General features: G+C 30.9%; 6 protein-coding genes and 1 pseudogene. All 7 read right to left on the bottom strand.

Features of this window, described 5'->3' with window-relative positions; translation table 11 throughout:
- Positions 1-156 precede the first annotated feature (156 nt).
- A pseudogene (locus tag ACKI2P_RS10625) lies at positions 157-459 on the bottom strand (HEPN domain-containing protein); the annotation flags it as partial.
- A 15-nt stretch (positions 460-474) separates the two neighbouring features.
- Positions 475-780 carry a nucleotidyltransferase domain-containing protein gene (locus ACKI2P_RS10620; protein WP_407377443.1) on the bottom strand — a complete coding sequence of 102 codons (306 nt, stop codon included), beginning with the start codon at positions 778-780 and terminating at the stop codon, positions 475-477.
- Between the two features lie 205 nt (positions 781-985).
- On the bottom strand, positions 986-2,038 hold the full coding sequence (locus tag ACKI2P_RS10615; RefSeq protein WP_407377441.1) for a hypothetical protein: 1,053 nt from the start codon (positions 2,036-2,038) through the stop codon (positions 986-988).
- Between the two features lie 275 nt (positions 2,039-2,313).
- Positions 2,314-7,863, bottom strand: coding sequence for an Ig-like domain repeat protein (locus tag ACKI2P_RS10610; protein ID WP_407377440.1), 5,550 nt, complete (start codon positions 7,861-7,863; stop codon positions 2,314-2,316).
- A 54-nt stretch (positions 7,864-7,917) separates the two neighbouring features.
- Positions 7,918-13,425, bottom strand: coding sequence for an Ig-like domain repeat protein (locus tag ACKI2P_RS10605; protein ID WP_407377439.1), 5,508 nt, complete (start codon positions 13,423-13,425; stop codon positions 7,918-7,920).
- A gap of 184 nt (positions 13,426-13,609) precedes the next feature.
- Positions 13,610-16,393, bottom strand: a complete 2,784-nt coding sequence (locus ACKI2P_RS10600) for a hypothetical protein (RefSeq protein ID WP_407377437.1) — start codon at positions 16,391-16,393, stop codon at positions 13,610-13,612.
- A gap of 120 nt (positions 16,394-16,513) precedes the next feature.
- Positions 16,514-18,055 carry a hypothetical protein gene (locus ACKI2P_RS10595; protein WP_407377435.1) on the bottom strand — a complete coding sequence of 514 codons (1,542 nt, stop codon included), beginning with the start codon at positions 18,053-18,055 and terminating at the stop codon, positions 16,514-16,516.
- Positions 18,056-18,266: the final 211 nt, after the last annotated feature.

The following is an 18,266-nucleotide window of genomic DNA, read 5'->3' as shown; positions in this document are numbered from 1 at the left end:
GATAAATATTATCGCAGTTATCACTAAACCAAAAACATCGATAAATATAAAAAAATCAAATAGTTCCGATACTTATCAATTTTCACCACAAAACTCTTTATTTATATAAAGAAAACCTAAAAAAATACGAACACATCGTATAAAACTCATCAAAAATCATAATAAAGTTTCCACTTCATTAATGAATTTTTCAGCTTGTAAAATAATTGTCTCAGCGCCTTCTTCTGTAAAAGTTTTTGAATAGCCGTAACTGGAATCGTTTCTAGTTTCACAGGCATCATAAAGAAAACCATATGATTCCTTGCTGAGGAGTCCTTCTTTAACGTATTCCTTGGCCAGTTGTCTTAGAGTTCCCTCATGGGTTTTTGGGGAAATGCCTTTTTTAAGTAACAGTGCCAAAGCGGAGGAATACATTGCATAATAGGACATGGTGACTGAGTCCCTATACTGTCCGCCTTCAAATAATCTTTTGGATTATCCAATAACTACACCTTCTTTAAGTACGTTACTTAAGAATGGATAATCTTCTACTTTTTTGAATTCGTCTTCACTCATCAGTCTTGGTGATATGACTTCGTCTTTTTCTAAAATGATATCTATAGCGATTTTGTGGATTTCTGGTTTGATTTTATCTGCAATCGGAGATACAATTAAAATGTCAATGTCTGATTCTTCATCATCATCACCACGGGCCACTGAACCAAATAACATGATTAACTTAATATCATCTGATTTGATGGCCTCTGCAAACTCACGAGCTATTTTAATTCTATCATGCACAAAATCACCACTAAAGACAGTTAGCTAATATATTATATTAGATTTATTTTTAATAAATTATATTATCCAAACTAAACTTCAAAGATTATCCTAAATCATTCATCAGAACGATTACACAAACAAAAATTTATTTAAGTCTTTATATATTAAACCAAGTAAATATTGCTCCTAATTTATAAAATCACATGATTATATCAATATTTAATTACAATGGTATTGCCAGCACCTTGACCTTACCGTTTACAATCTTATAGTCATACTTGTAATCAAGTGAAATGTTGCTCATTGCCCGGATATATTCAAGCTTTAGATATTCTGGATTGTCCATGAAATAGCTTTCGCGTGTCTTGTTTTTTCCACGACCGTGAAGCATGTCAACCAAATCCATTCCCAAAAGATTGCTTTCAATTGACCCCTGACTTAGATAGCTTGCGTTGAATTTACGAAGCATGTGTGGTCTCAGGCGTGAAAAACCTCCAACCTCACCAAATCCCAGATAATCATTTAAAAGCTTGAATTTGTAGTTAACATGGTTCAGCTCATATTTTAAAAGTGAACTGTTTAAATCAAAGTCATGCTGTTTGAGTTTTACCTTGGCGATTTTCTGCACGCATTCTGGATTTAAGAAAGTATAGTATGGCTTGTCTGTCTTTTGCCTGATTAATTTGCATGTGCATACGATATTTTTTCGCCTTGCAATGTATTTCAATGCATCCTCAAAGCAGTCCTTTTTGTGATACATTTCGGTTCCCTTAAAAAACATTTCATTGGTCATGGATTTAGCCTCAACACGCGTGGCACCTGATGAAATCATCACAAGAATCCACAACGATAGATTGTCATCTGCAAACTTTAATGCCGTTCTTAATTCATCCTTTGTCGGGAGATCCTCAAAGGAGATTACGTCATTTCTTTTAATCTGTTTTTTGTTCAATGGAGGTATGAAAGGAAGAGATACTCTGTTGTAGAGGTAGAATGTCTTGATTTTTGAAATTGCGTTGGTGATTGTATTTGCCATGTGATTTTCAGTTAAATGGTTTCTGAATGTTATTATTCTGTCATAGATGCTTAGCTTGTTTTCCGGAATTCTTTTTTCCTGCTCTGAAATTGCTTCACCTAGAAGTTCACATAAACTCATATCATGAAAATTTCTGTATTTGTTGAACACAGTTTGATATGATTTAATGGAGCCTTTGCTATGACCTGATTTGAAATGAAAATCATTTATCAAATCATAGTCGCTAATAAAGTAAATCATTTTTTATCTCCTTAATTACTAATCAAAAATAAATGACTGTACTATTACTAATTAATCACCAGTTAAAATAAGTTATGTTACTGGATGGAAACTATCATGAATTTAAGTATAGGAATACTTGATTTTTTGATGAATTATTTTAATGATTTTGTTTTAAATAATGTTTAAAATTAGCAACTATCCTATTAAATGAAAATCATTATGAAAAATTAGGTGATTAGATTGTGGGATGTACTAGTCAAAAAAGAAAAAGTTGAGGAATATTAAATTCCTCTTCATTTTTTAAATTTTATTGCCTTTTTCACCTTGTCTTTAGCGTAAATCACCTGATAGGTGTACTTTTTGTTTACTTTGAGTTTATTGTAGACATTCTTTTTGATTGTAAATGTTACAACACCCTTATTGTTGGTTTTAGCCTTGAAAGTCTTCTTGTTGAACTTCAAAGTCACCTTCTTGTTTTTGAGGTACTTTTTGTTTACCTTTTTGAGAGTAACTTTGATTTTGATTGACTTTGAAGACTTTTTGGCGTTAATGTTTTTCGCCTGAATAATGCTTTTAACAACAACCTTATTTTTGACTTTAACCCCATTATACTCAGCAGTTACAGCATATGTTTTTGGAGCAAGTGTTATTTTAACAGAAGCGTAACCATCAGCATTAGTAATCCTACTAATCTTTTTACCGTTGACAGTAAAAACAACAGTTTTGCCTGCTAGAGGATTGGAGTTCTGTGTCAGCCTAACCTTAAAGTACTTGCCGCTTGAATAAAGCATATTCAAGTTATTGGCTGTTAATTTGGACTTTACCAAAGCAACATTTGTTGTCTTATTAAATCCAGAATACTTACTGTCACCGGAATAAATCACAGTGACATCACCCATAGAGTCCAAACCTGGAACAGTAATAGTTGCCATACCATCAACCAATTCCTGAATATATGTGTTGTTTCCTGCAATAACGGTCAAGTTACCGGTTGCATCACCCGGAAGAGCAATTGAAACAGTATCTTTCATGCTAGATTCAAATTCTGGAACAACTTCCGCCTTGACAGAGAAAGTAACAATTTCAGAAGTTTGCCTGAATCTCAAATCACCGCTGTAAGTGACATTGATTTGATAGTTGCCCTCAGCCAAATCAGAAATTGAGATATTGAAGACATTCTCATAGGAAACATTGTTAAAATCAAATGAAACACTACCAGCAGCCTGACTGTCAACTGAAATAATGATGTATGAATCATCAACACTGACTGTGAGATTAGGATCTTTTAAATCACCACAAGTTAAGGCAAAAATCCTATTGTCGAAAGAAGATACATAAATCACACCATTTTTATCCATTACAGGATTACCAGTAATTTTAGTAGACAAATCAGACTTCCACAAAATTTCACCATCACCTGAAACCATATAGAAAATATTATTGGAAGCAAAGTACAAATTACTGTCATTTCCAATCAAAACACCAGAAGTGATATTCAAATTGGAAACTAATCCCTGTTTACCTGTCAAAACATCATACCTATACAATTTGCCATCAGCATTTAAAGAGTACAAGACATCTTCATCCAAAAGCAATTGCCTAACACCACTTGTTATTTTGCTTTTCCACAATTGAGAACCGGACACCGAATATGCAACAACAGAATCACTTAATGCGGCATAAACAATATTGCCTTCACCGATAACCGGACGCACATTTGCATAATTACCTGATTTTATGAAATTGGACTGCAAGGTATTTGCATCCAAAACCCTCAACCTGTTTTCAGAAAGCACCACAACAATATTTTCATTAACTGTAGGTGAGCATAACGGTGCTGTTTTAGCAAGATCAACCAAAATAGGATTTCCACCGAACTCCCACATCCTATAAGGAATCTTGACAAGATTATACCTGCCGGAAGTAACCTGATACTCGCTTACAATATATACATTAGCATTGGAATCAATAATCGGTGAAAAAATACTGGAACCCTGATAAAGATTGGAAGAACCATACTTCTCACCAGTAGTCTGATTGATAAAATACAATGTATCGCCTGATTTAGGTGAAATAACAACATCACGGCCGATGCATGTTCCTGAAAAATTGCCCTCACGAGTATCAGGAGTGAAAACAAACCTCAAACTGCCATTAGCATCATAGGAATATATTCCGTTTTGTGTTGTAACGTAAATGTTTCCGTCACTGTCAATGGTCAAATCACCAACAATATCATCCTGCAAATCAATAATGAAAGCTATTTCACCGTTAGTGTCAGATTCATATTGTGACTTGTAGGAGCTTTTGGAATCTGAACCCTCGTTTGGCCATTGTGATGGAGGATATTCCAAAACGGTGAATGTAGTGGAGTTTTGAACAGTATTGTAATTATTTCCATCATAAATTGCAGTGATTTCATACTCGCCGATTGCCAAATCGCTGATGACATACTCAACAGCACCGGACAATGGAATAGTGATAACATCCTCACCGATGGTGAAAGTTCCTGAGGTTTTAGCCGGAACGTTAATGTGTATTACTGCATCCTGACCAATCTTAATGTTATCGGCAGAAATATCAAATGTCAAATCTGCCTTTGAGATAGTGAAATCGGCAGATTCTGTCTTATTAAAGTAGGTATCATCACCAGTATAGAAGACAGTGATGTTCTTGTTAGCTCCCGCTTCAAGACCGCTTAAAATAATTACAGATTGACCATTAACCACACCTGATGAGTTAAATTTACCGTCAATAGTAACAGTGACGTTTCCAGTTGCATTATCATTCAATATAACAGTGATTACAGCACTTTCACCGTAAATGATATCCTCTGCTTCAATTAGCATTGATGCATTTAGATTGTCAACTTCTATTTTGGTCGAACTTTGACTTTCAAGATACTTATCATCACCATTATACACTGCTTTGATAATGTAATCACCGCGAGTAATGTTTTTGATAGTGTATGTTGCCTTAGCATTTGTCAATGCCAATGTGTGAGCTTTATTGTTAATGTACAATGTTACATTTCCCTGTGCGTCACTTAAGCATGAAACACTAATCAAAACATCCTCATTTACTTTAATTTCACCTATCTCCAGGTCAGTTTTTGAAGGATATTTGGAAACCTGAAGCCCTGATGTTACATTCTGCGGAAGATACTTATCATCACCGCTGAAGACTGCGTTTACTGTGTAATTATCTGCTTTTAAATTCTTGAAAGTGAAAATCAAGTTCTTTGAGGCATTCATTGTTTGTGTCAAATTGGAAATCTCAACAGTAACATTTCCTGAAGCATCACCCAGCATACTGATTTGTATGATTACATCCTCTCCAAACATGACGTTTTCAGTTTTAACTTGAAGATTAGGATTTGACTTTAAAAACTCAAAAATAATGTCATAATAAACATCATTATAGTTAACAGTGACAACACCATCTTTCAAAGCAGTTAATGTATAGACAAGTCCTGAATCCAGATTGCCGTTCAATGCATTGTAGCTGAATTCTATTTCCGGAAGATTGGTATATCTGGAGGCATTGTTTAAATAAAAACCAAGAGAAATTAAGGCCGCCTGATTTTGCTCTAAACGATTAACACTGCTTGTGGCATTTAAAACCAGCCAATTACTGATATTTAAACCCGCAGGTTTGGCCGGATTTTTTAAAGTACTTCCCCACCAGTTATAATCCAAAACATAGTTTTGATTGCCTTTGAGTATATCAGTATTATTTAAAATAACAGAGTTAGTGATTGAAGCATAGCCATTATTGTTAATCAGTGTCGCATCATTGTTTATAATGATTGACTTTGATATTTCCGCATGCCTTGCATCAATTAAATTAACAGCAGCATTGTTTTTGAAAATACAATTTTCGATAATCAAATTACCATCATTCTGCTTGATGAAATTATCCACACTCAAGTTTATGATATTCATGTTTTTAAGAGTAAAATTGCTGTTTAAAACAAATTGTGTGGTGTTTGTTAGTGTGGCATTGTTCTCACCTTTAATTAAAACATCATAATCTATTTTGAGATTTTCACTCCACTTACCATCCAGAAGAATAATATTTCCGCAATCTTTAGCCAACTCCAAAGCTTTATTGATCGTATTTACAGGAGATGACCTTGAAGACCCATTGTTGTTGTCGCTGCCATTTTTTGAAACAAAAATATACTCACGAGTGCTTGCAACAGTAACCACATTAGACTTACTATTTGAAATAGTCGGAACAACATAAACATTACAGATATCCAAATCACCAAAATCAATAGTAAAAATAGTAGAATTGACCGTTTTATAATACCTATTGTTAATGTAGACATCATAAAATGTCCTATCTAGAATATCATCTTCATAATAACCAGGATTAGATAATTTTACATTGATTTTGAATGTTGCTTGTTCATTACCCGTATTTAAAGGAGTTAATGTTAAATTTGAAAATTCAATAGAGTTTCCAATATAGTGATTTCCAGAAACATTACACACAGTTCCAATCACCTTAACATTCAACACATCACCTGCACGAGTATGATTAATAAAAGTATTGTTTATAATATAAATATCAGGAGATCCATAACTTCCCGCTTCCCAAGCACAAATCGCAGTACCAATTGAAGCAGAATTAGAAATAAATAATGAATTTCTAACTTCAATAGATCCTTTATCCATAAAAGAAATTGCTCCACCACGACCAGTACCAGTAGTGGACAATGAATCTAAAGCCCAACAATTATTATTGTTGTCTTTAAATAAGCAACTATCAACATATAATCTTGGAATGCCGCTAAATTGACAAGCTCCAATTGCACCTCCTCCATTATTGGTAGTACAATTATTACCTTCAAAAGTAGTATTGTAAATATTTACAATATTATAAACATATAAAGCTCCTCCATTCCATCCAGCAACATTATCAGTAAAATTACAATTATAAATATTAGTAATACCTGCACCATACGTTGTTATTCCACCTGCCCACGCTGCAGATCGATTTTTATGAAATTTAGTATTATAAATGGCGAGTTTTCCCCAATTCATAATACAAGTAGTATGCTCATAAGCAAAATTATTAGCAAAATAACAATCTTTAACCACCATAGACTGTTGTTCTGAAATAGTAATAAATCCTTTAGGAACTTTAGAATTAACAAAAGAGCAATTATTTAATGATGCTTTGCCTTTTTTAAGTAAAATTACTGCACCATTACCATTAACAGTATTTATGTAATCAAAATGACAGTTTTTAATAATATACTCTCCACCCCCTCCCAATTGTAGAAATTTGGCATCGGGAGAATATTGAAGATAAATCCATTTAAATGTAATATTTTCTAGAGTTAAACTTTTTCGATTATTATCCGGAACAACAATTGGAGTATAAGTGACAAATTGACCTCCTTCAACAATGTAACGAGTTCCATCTGATGGAATGTAACATTGATGAAATGAAGAATCACCAATATAAGAACCTTCACTTCCAATAATTTTTACATTATTATTAATTTTTATCTGATAATTTGAATCAGTTGGATTTGTTGGATAAAAATTAGTATTTTCCTTTAATTTCAAAGTATAATCCCTATCAGTTAAAGAACAATAATACTGAAGTTCATCCCAATCATTAACAACAATCCCATCAGATTCATCACTCAACAAATCCTCTTGAGAATTCATTGCCTCAATAATATCAGAATTATCTGTTTCAACTAAAGAATATTGATTTGTTGAAGTTGAATTGATTTCATTAATTTCTTCAGCACATACACAACTAGAAGAAAGAATTAACACAAAAAATAAAACTAAAAAGAAGAATTTTTGATTAACATTCATAAAAGTTCACTTCCTAAAAAAAATAAGAAAAAAATAGGAAACCTCTTCCTATTTTTATTTTTTAAATTTTATAGACTTTTTAACTGTATCTTTTAGGTAAGTTACTTGATAAGTATACTTTTTACCTACTTTTAACTTTTTATAAATGCTATTTTTGATTGTAAAAGTTGCAACACCTTTCTTATTGGTTTTTACTTTAAAAGTCTTTTTATTGAACTTTAAAGTTACCTTTTTACCTTTCAAGTATTTTTTATTTACTTTTTTCAAAGTTACTTTGATTTTAAGTGTTTTTGCAGACTTTTTAGCATTTATATTCTTAGCAGACACAATACTTTTAACAACAACCTTATTAGACACCTTAACACTACTATACTGTGCAGTTACAGTGTATGTTTTTGGAGCAAGTGTTATTTTAACTGAAGCAATTCCATTCTTATCAGTTACACCAGTTATCTTTTTGCCATTAACAACAAAAGTAACAGTTTTTCCAACTAAAACAACATCATTTTGTGTTAGTTTAACTTTATAATAACTTCCACTTGTATAAAGCATGTTTAAGTTACTACCAGTTAATTTGACTTTAGTAGATGCAACATTAACTTCCCTTGTAAATGAAGCATAATTACCATCACCAGAATAACTAATAACCACATTACTGCTTGAATCCAATCCTGGAACATAAATTGATGCTTTACCGTTAACTAATTCCTGAGTGTATGTTTCATTTCCAACAGTTACAGTTAGTTGACCTGTTGCATCACTTGGAAGACTAACAGAAACTGTATCTTTTTTACTGGATTCAATTTCAGGTGAAACTTTAGGCTTTACAGTAAAATTAACCACTTTAGAAACACTATTAAATCTTCCATCACCAGCATAGGAAATGTTTAATTGATAATTTCCAGAACTTAAATCTTCAATAGACTTATTGAAAATATTTTTATATTCATTCCCCTCGAGAGTGAAAATTACATCACCAGTAGCCTGATTATCAATGTCTACAGTAATATATTTATCATCTACATTGACAATAAGATTAGGATCTTTTAACTCAGCATGTGTTAAAGCATAGATTTTGTTATCCTGTGAAATAACATAAACGGTTCCTTTTTCATCCATTACATGATTACCGTTAATATTAGAGTCAAGAGTTGATTTCCACAATATTTCACCATTGGAATTTAACTCATAAAAAGTATCATCAGATGCAAGATACAAATTACCATTATTTCCAATTAAAACACCAGAAGTAACTTTTAAACTGGACATTAATGATTCTTTACCATTAATCAAATCATATCTATATAAGTTACCTTTGGAATTGATTGAATACAATCCTTTTTCACAATCCAATACCAGTTTATCTCCAACGCCACCGGTTACTTTAGTTTTCCACAATTGAGAACCAGATATGGAATATGCAACAATAGAATCACTTAAAACAGCATAAACAATATTGCCTTCACCAATGACAGGTTTTATATTTGCATAATTACCTGCTTTGATGAATTTAGTTTGTAAAGTTTTTGCATCAATTACCCTAAGCCTACCTTCAGATAAAACAACAATCAAATCATCACTGACAACAGGAGCAGTCAACGGCTTGACATTTCCCAAATCAACAGATATAATTTCTCCACCATACTCCCATGACTTATATGGAATTTTAACCAATTTATAACTGTTTGAGTCATGCTGATATTCACTAACAACATATAAATTAGCATTTGAATCAATGATTGGAGCAAATGCACTGGATCCCTGATACAGATTTGATGAACCATATTTTAATCCATTGGTTTGGTTTATGAAGTATAATGTGTCTCCTTCACTTGGAGATACGATTACGTCACGACCAATAGACAAACCTGAGAAATTACCTTCCAATGATTCAGAAGAATAATTCCATCTCAAATCACCATTACAATCAAAGGAATAGATTACAGAATGAGTTGCAACATAAATGTTTCCTTCACTGTCAATTACTAAATTACCAATGATTTCATTATTGATTTGAATAAACCATGTTATTTCTCCATTGGTGTTGCTTTCGTATGGTGATTGACCAGTATTTTGAGTGTTTTGCCCTTCATTTGCCCATTGAGGAGAAGAATACTCTAAAACTCTAAATGAAGTTGAATTTGAAACAGTATTGTAATTATTTCCATTATAAACTGCAGTAATGTCATATTCACCAATTTCCAAATCAGAAATAATGTAATCAATGATACCAGACATTGGAATGGTAATTATATCACTGCCAATTGTAAAAGTACCTGTGGTTTTTGCAGGAACTCTGATATGGACAATTGCATCCTGACCTATCTTAATATCATCAGATGTGATATCAAATATCAGTTCAGCTTTATTTATTGTGAAATTTTGTGACACTGTCTTGTTGAAGTAAGTATCATCACCAGTATAAAATATACGTGCTTCTTTTAAACCAGCTTCCAAATTACTAATTTTAACAGTTGCCCTACCATCTTTTACAATAACAGTATTTGATATGCCATCAACACTAACAGTGACATTTCCAGTTGCATCATCACTTAAAACAACTTGAACTATAACATCCTGCCCATAAACAACATCGTCAATATTCACTGTGAGTGTTGCGTTTAAATTATCTACTTCAATGAACTTAGTGTCACTGCTTTTTAGATATTTATCATCGCCATTATAAACAGCAGAGATAAGATAATCCCCTCGTTTAATATTTTTAATAGTGTAAGTTGCTTTTGAGTTGTTTAATGTTAAAGTTTCAATTTTATCGTTGATTTTAAGTGTGACATTACCAGTTGCATCACTTAAAGTAGTGATTGTCAAGATAACATCTTCACCCACATTAACAACACCAATCTCCAAATAAGTAGTTGAATTATATTTTAAAACACTTGATTGAGTAGTAATTTCTTTGGATAGATACTTATCATCACCAAAATACACTACGGCAATATCATAATTATTGGCTTTTAAGTTGTTGAATGTGAAAACCAAATTATTTGAATCGATTATTTTATTTTGACTTGAATCGGCGACAGTTACTGATATGTTTCCTGTTGCATCCTTTGGAAGTGTTACTTTAACTGTTAAATCTTCACCAAACATGATATTTTCAGTTTGAACCCTTACATTTGGATTTGTTTTAACAAAATCAAAACTAACGATTATTTTAATATTGTTGTACTCTGCTATTAATTCACCATTGTTTAGTGAAGTTAGTGTATATTCTATTTTTGAGTTTGTTGAAGTTGTGTTGATTGAAGTACCGTTTATTGGAGTGATTTTTAAATCAATATCTCTTAAATTGTTATATTTGGAAATTGTGTTGTTTTCAAATAAGTAAAATCCTAACTCAATTGAAGCTACTTGATTTATTTCTAAAGAATTACGGTTGCTTGTTGCATTTAATACCAACCAGTTGTTAATGTTATTAAATGGTTTTTCCTGGAAATTTTCCAAAGTGTTACCCCACCAATTACCATCCAACTCATAATTAGCATTACTACTAATCAAATTAGTATTGTTTAACAATATGGAGTTGGTAATTGTTGTTAAAGCATTTGTGTTTATAACTAATCCTTTGGTATTTTGTATGATGGAGTTTGTAATTTTTATTGAGTTGGATTGTATTAATTCAGATATTTGGTTATTTTCAAAAATACAATTATCAATAATTAGATTACCTGTGCTTTGTTTGATGAATTGATTTGAATTTAAATTTTTAATATTGATATTTTTTAAGATGAAATTATTTGCATTAACATCAAAAGACATTTTATCAGTTAATGTTGCCTCATTTTCTCCTTTTAAAGACACATCATAATCAATTACAACATTTTCACTGTAATTTCCATCTAAAACAATGATATTTTGACAATTTTGAGCTAGCTCTAATGCTTTTTTAATAGTTTTAACCGGTACATCTCTTGTAGTTCCATTATTGTTGTCGCTACCATTTTTTGAGACAAAAATATACTCACGAGTACTTACAAGTGTTACCTCATTAGATTTTTTATTGGAAATTGTTGGAATAACATAAACATTGCAAATATCCAAATCACCAAAATCCAAAGTAAATAATGTAGAGTTAACCGTTTTGACATATTTATCATTAACATAAACATCATACAATGTCCTTTCCAATATATCAGGATCATAATATGAAGGATTAGTTAAACTAGCGGTAATTTGCAAAGTTGATTGTTCTTTACCCTCATCCAATTTTGTCAATATTAACTTAGAAAATTCTATAGAATTACCTAAATAATAATTATCTGAAATATTATATGCAGTTCCATCAACTATAATCCTTAAAACATCTCCAGTACGAGTATGGTTAATGAAAGTATTGTTTGTAATAATAACAACCGGCGAACCATAACTTTGTTGTTCAATAGCACAAATTGCAGTACCCAACGAAGCAGAATTAGAAATAAAAGTCGTATTTCTAACTTCTAATGATCCCTCATCCATTAAAGATATTGCTCCTCCACGACCAGTACTAGTAGTTGACAATTCATCTAATCCCCAACACAAATTCTCATTATTTTCAAATAAAGAATTTTCAATATAGATATGTGGTGCTGAAACATGTTTACAAGCTCCAATTGCCCCACCACCATTATTAGTAGTACAATTGTTGCCATCAAATATAGAATTATATATTTTTAAATCACTGTAAGTGTATAATGCTCCACCATTCCAACCGGCAACATTATCTGTGAAGTTAGAATCATAAATTGTTGCGCTAGCATAGAAATGCGTATGGATAGCACCTGCCCAAACACTAGCACGATTTTTATAAAAAGTAGTATTATAAACAGTTAAAATAGCACAGTTATTAATACACCCTGGTTCAGTTCTTGCAAAATTATTTTCAAAATAACAATCTTTAACCGTCATACGAGCATTAGTATAACTATCTTTATTATAGACACTGACACATCCAAAATCCGTAGTACAATTAACAAACGAGCAATTTTTTAAAAGAGCATCTCCCTTTTTAAGCCAAACAATGCAAGAATGACCCATCATAGTATTAATATTTTCAAACACACAATTTCTAATGAAATTATTTCCATTTCCACCCATTTGAATAAATACACCATCAGGATTATATAATGTATAAATCCATTTAAAAGTAATATTTTCTAATGTTAAACCCTTACGATTATTATCTGGAACAACAATTGGAGTATAACCAATAGCTTTCCCATCATCAACAACATAATGTCCATTTTTTATATAAGCATTATGAGGACTGTCATCACCAAAGTAAGCACCCTCACTTCCAATAATCTTAACATTATTATTAATTATTATTTTAGAATTTGGATTATCTTTATTTACTGGATAAAAATTAGTATTTTCCCTTAATTTTAAAGTATAATCTTTATCAGATAATGAACAATAATATTGCAATTCATCCCAATTATTGACAGTTATAATGTTCGATTCATCATTTAAGTTATTTAAAGAATTTGAGTTTAAAATAGAGTTTTCATTTTGCAGAGTTGAATTTGAATTTATATTTTCAGAATTATCAACAATTTCCATTGAAGTTATATCATGAGTTAATGTATTATTTATATCACTTATTGCAGATGCAGAACTAATTGAAAAAAATAATACCAACAAAAAAAGAAAAATGAATGATTTTTTAAAATTCATAGCCAAATTAACCTCCATCATCAAGTTATTATAAAAAAATAAAAGAAATAATAGGGATTAATTTAAATCCCTATTTTTTGATTGTAATTTTTTTGTTTACAGTGTCTTTTCCGTAAGTAACTTTGTATGTGTATTTTTTGCCAACTTTGAGTTTGTTTAATACATTCTTTTTGATTGTGAATGTTACGACTCCTTTTTTGTTGGTTTTTACTTTGTAGGTTTTGCCTTTGAATTTTAAGGTTACTTTTTTACCTTTTAAGTATTTTTTATTCACTTTTTTCAAAGTTACTTTGATTTTGAGTGTTTTTGCTGATTTTTTAGCCTTTAAGTTTTTAGCTACTACAATGCTTTTTACAGTAACTTTGTTGGTTACTTTTACTCCTAAATAGCTTGCAGTTACTGTGTATGCTTTGGATTTTGGAGGCAAGGTAATTTTTACTGATGCATATCCCTTATTATTAGTTTTCGCAATAGTTTTTTTACCATTTATTACAAAGTTAACTGTTTTTCCAGTTACTGCTTTTCCATCTACTTTTACCTGTACGGTGTATTTTGTTCCGCTTGTGTATAGCATGGATATGTTTTTAGCAGTAAGCACTGGTTTTGGAACTGATACAGTAGTATTGGACACTATTGGATCGTATTTGTCATCACCAGAGTAGGTTATTGTTGCGTTGTAATCTCCTGGAGTTAGGTTAGGGATTGTTACTTTTGCACTACCATTTACTAACTCTTGGGTGTAGTTTTTACCGTTGATTGTTACGGTTAGGTTACCTGTTGCATCGTTTGGTAGGTTGATGCTGAATTCTGGTGTTGTGGTTCCTTTTGGAGTGTCGGTAACTAAGGTATTGTTGTTTATTGGTACATCCACTTTTGGAACTGTTAAATTGGTAGTTGTAGTGATTGCATCGTATTTATCATCACCTGTGTAGGTTACTGTTGCGTTGTGATCTCCTGGAGTTAAATCGTCAACAGTGATTTTTGCACTACCGTTTACTAATTCTTGAGTGTATGTTTTGTTATTAACAATGACTGTTAAGTTACCTGTTGCATCGTTTGGTAAGGCAATGCTGAATTCTGGGTTTACAGTGCCTTCCGGTGTTTCAACATTTAAAGTTTCATTAGTCATATCCAATTCGACTTTTTCTGCGGTTAAAATACTTTCAGATGATTTGTTAACATATTTGTCATCACCAGAGTAAGTAACTATAATATTGTTATCTCCTGCAACTAATCCTGTTATGTTGATTTCAACATTTGCTGAAGCATCAGCTGAGAAATTTTTGTCACCAACACTTACAATTACAGTTCCAGTAGCATCTGATGGCAATTCAACATTGATAGTTACAGTGTCATCTACTTTAGCATCACTTGGAACAATAGGTGCAAAAGTGTAATCACTGACTTTTGACACAACTAATTCAGTAGAATTAGATCCGTAAATGTGATTGTCTGCATCAACTAATAAAACATCAACAATATATGTTCCCTCTTTTAAAACTTCAGGAACATTAAAAGTAACTGAATCAGAGCCGTTAACTTTTACTTCATAAGTTTTATTGTTAACAGTAATATTAACAGTAGCATTAGTAGCTTGAGGCAAAGTTACTAAGATATTTTGATTATCACCATAGAAAACACTTGGAGAATCAACTTGAATATCCAAATTAGTAAATATTAAATCAATTGGTTGATAATCTAAAGTAGCAGTTACCTTATTTTCTGAAGAATTACTAGTGTAAATTACTCTAAAAGTACCATTTTCTAAAGTGGTCGAATTTACAATATCTCCAGTAGATGATGTTAATGTTACAATCATTGGTGCAAAACTGTTTCCAACAGTATCATTAGTACCATTCCAACATAATTTACCAATAATTTCATATTGATTATTGCCTAAATAATATTCTTGTGCTGAAAAAATAGCATATTTTGTTATTGGCATATCTATAGGATCTATAGACTTTTCTTTAGTATTACGACCACCTATACCTAATAAATAGTCAGGGATATTGTTTTCACCAAACCACGCCCCATTCATTGATACATTTTTATTTTCAACCATTAATTGAGCTATTCTAGTTAATGTATTATTTAAAAAAATACAATTTTCAAAATATACATACCTATAATTCGTACTTTTTGCTCTATCACCATTGAAAAAATTTCTAGTAAATAAAAATGAACTTGAACCATGACCATAATTTTTAATTATACATTTTATAAGTTTTAAATTGAATTCAGAAGCACCAGTTAACTGTGCATGAGTAGATCCCATAAAAGTACAATTATTATAAATAACTGTAGCATTAAGTGTATTTTTAGGATCCATATATACTGGATAAAATCTCCTACCTACATTTTGAGATACTCCTGATTGATCAAAAACAACATTATTTATTGTTAAATTTGAAGAGAAAGATAATGATAAAGCTTGATAATCAGTAGGCTTATTAGGATTTCCATTTTTAATTACTACATTACCCCAACCATTAATAATTAAATTACTAGATTTAAAAGTTAATAAAGAATCAACTAGATAAGTTCCATTAAATATATTAAGTGTTACATTATCTCCATCATTAATATTATCACATGCTAATTTTAATGTAGCAAATGGATTTTCATATGACCCATTACCTCCATCTTCTGTTGTATTCTGACCCACATACATTTCATCAAAGACAATATTTTCATTTGAAGAATTAGTCAAAATAATATTAGTATCCTCATGCCCCAATTCACTATCAGATGACACTTCGATAACTTCATAATTATCATCAAAATTTTGGCTTAAAATATTATCAGAGACAGTATCATTTGAATCTGTCGCTGAAATAACATTGGTTGACAAAAATAAGATGAATATTGCCAATATAATAATTAAATATCTGTTTTTCATATGAATCAAATAAAATTTGAATTGGATATGAAAATCCAATTCAGGATGATTTATATCCTTAATTTATCTAATCTAATGTGTACAATTACAGTTTACACAATTACAATTCGGACAATAATTTCCATAAATCCAAATATCACCCGGGTCAAATACTGCAGCATCACCACAATAGTAATCTGTATACAAACAATTTTCATATACAACAGAATCTTGAGAATATTGAACGTATACTGCATACTTTCCATTAATCACTTCAACAGTATTATTAGTAATTTCAAATGTTGGAACTGCATTACCATACTGTGAGAAACTTATTCCATAAACATTATCACCATCAGTGTAAGTTTCTTTATTATAGACAGTTATAATATTTCCCGCAACATATGCTTCATTATCTTGTAATTCCATACCAGTTACTAAAGACCAAGAATGACTACTACTTGCATTACCTTCAACATAAATTGTATTATCAACAATAGTTAAAAAACTATCACCATTAAAGTTTTGAGAATAAATACCACAATTAGGACCATTATTAGCAGTATTAATTATATTATTAGATATTGTTACAGTATGAGGTCCAGTTAATTGAATACCATATGCCGCACCAGTACCATTATTAGTACCAGGAATAATACTTCCACCTTCACTATGTAATGTAATCTTATTATCTTCTATCACTGCACCATCACATGCATAAACATCAACAGCATATAAGTAATTATTATTTCCAGGAAGAGTCTTATTATCAATTTCAACAATAGTATTGTTTCCAATGTATGCATTTTCACTATTTGCTATGATAAATGCATCTAATGTAGGGAAACCAGTACTATTACGAGAAACATTTACATATAATTTATTATTTTCAAATACAAAATTACTTGAAGATTCAACTGCTACACCTGCAACAAGATCTGTGTAGATACTTGGATAAGGTTGATTAAAGTCAACATCTTTTAAAGGTAAATAAGCCTTGATAGTATTTCCAGAAACTTCAACACTATCACTTTCAACTACCCTAATTACATGATTATAATTTTCAGCATTTGCATAAGAACAATTGTAAGTAATTACATTATTTGAAATTACAGAGTTAGCAGCATTATTTACATTAATTAAAATACAATCATCATCTTCAGGAGCATTCATTATAAAAGTAGCACCATTTAAAGTAATTGCACTATTTGATAGTTCAAAACCCATATCATTAAAAGTAGCACCATTAGCATTAATTGTAACACCCCTATTAATTATAAAGTTTTTATAATTATAATCTGCATTATAAAAATCACCACCAAATGTTAAAGTATTACCTACATTACTTTTTAAAGCACCAGTAGTAGAATCAAAATAATAACCTATATTTGTATTTCCATTAATAGTTGCAACACTTCTTAAATTTCCTTGGTTAATAACATTTTTACTAGTGTCATCAACATTTGCATCATCGCTTTCAACATCTTCTACTGAATCTACAGCATCATCTATTTCAATGACACTTGTATCATCAGGTACGGTAATGTTGTCTACATCGGCTGCACTAGCTGCACTAACGCAACAGATTAACATGACGAACATTACTAATCCTAAGATTTTGTAATTGAATCTCATGATTATTTTCCCCCATTTTTTTAATTTTTTAAATACAAGTTTTTTTCTAAAAATTTGCAAAAAACACATTTTTTCATCGAAAAGACCATCAAATGCCCCTTTAATTTCTGATAGATAACATTTATCTATCAGATGGGAATTTTTTAAAATAAGCGTTATTTCACAGTTAAAAGTGAAAATATAAATTTTAAATAATTAATTTTTTCTATAC

The sequence above is a fragment of the Methanobrevibacter sp. genome (assembly GCF_045541095.1).
Lineage (GTDB): Archaea > Methanobacteriota > Methanobacteria > Methanobacteriales > Methanobacteriaceae > Methanocatella.
The sequence above is the reverse complement of the archived record's forward strand: the minus strand, read 5'-3'. Positions and strand labels throughout refer to the sequence as shown.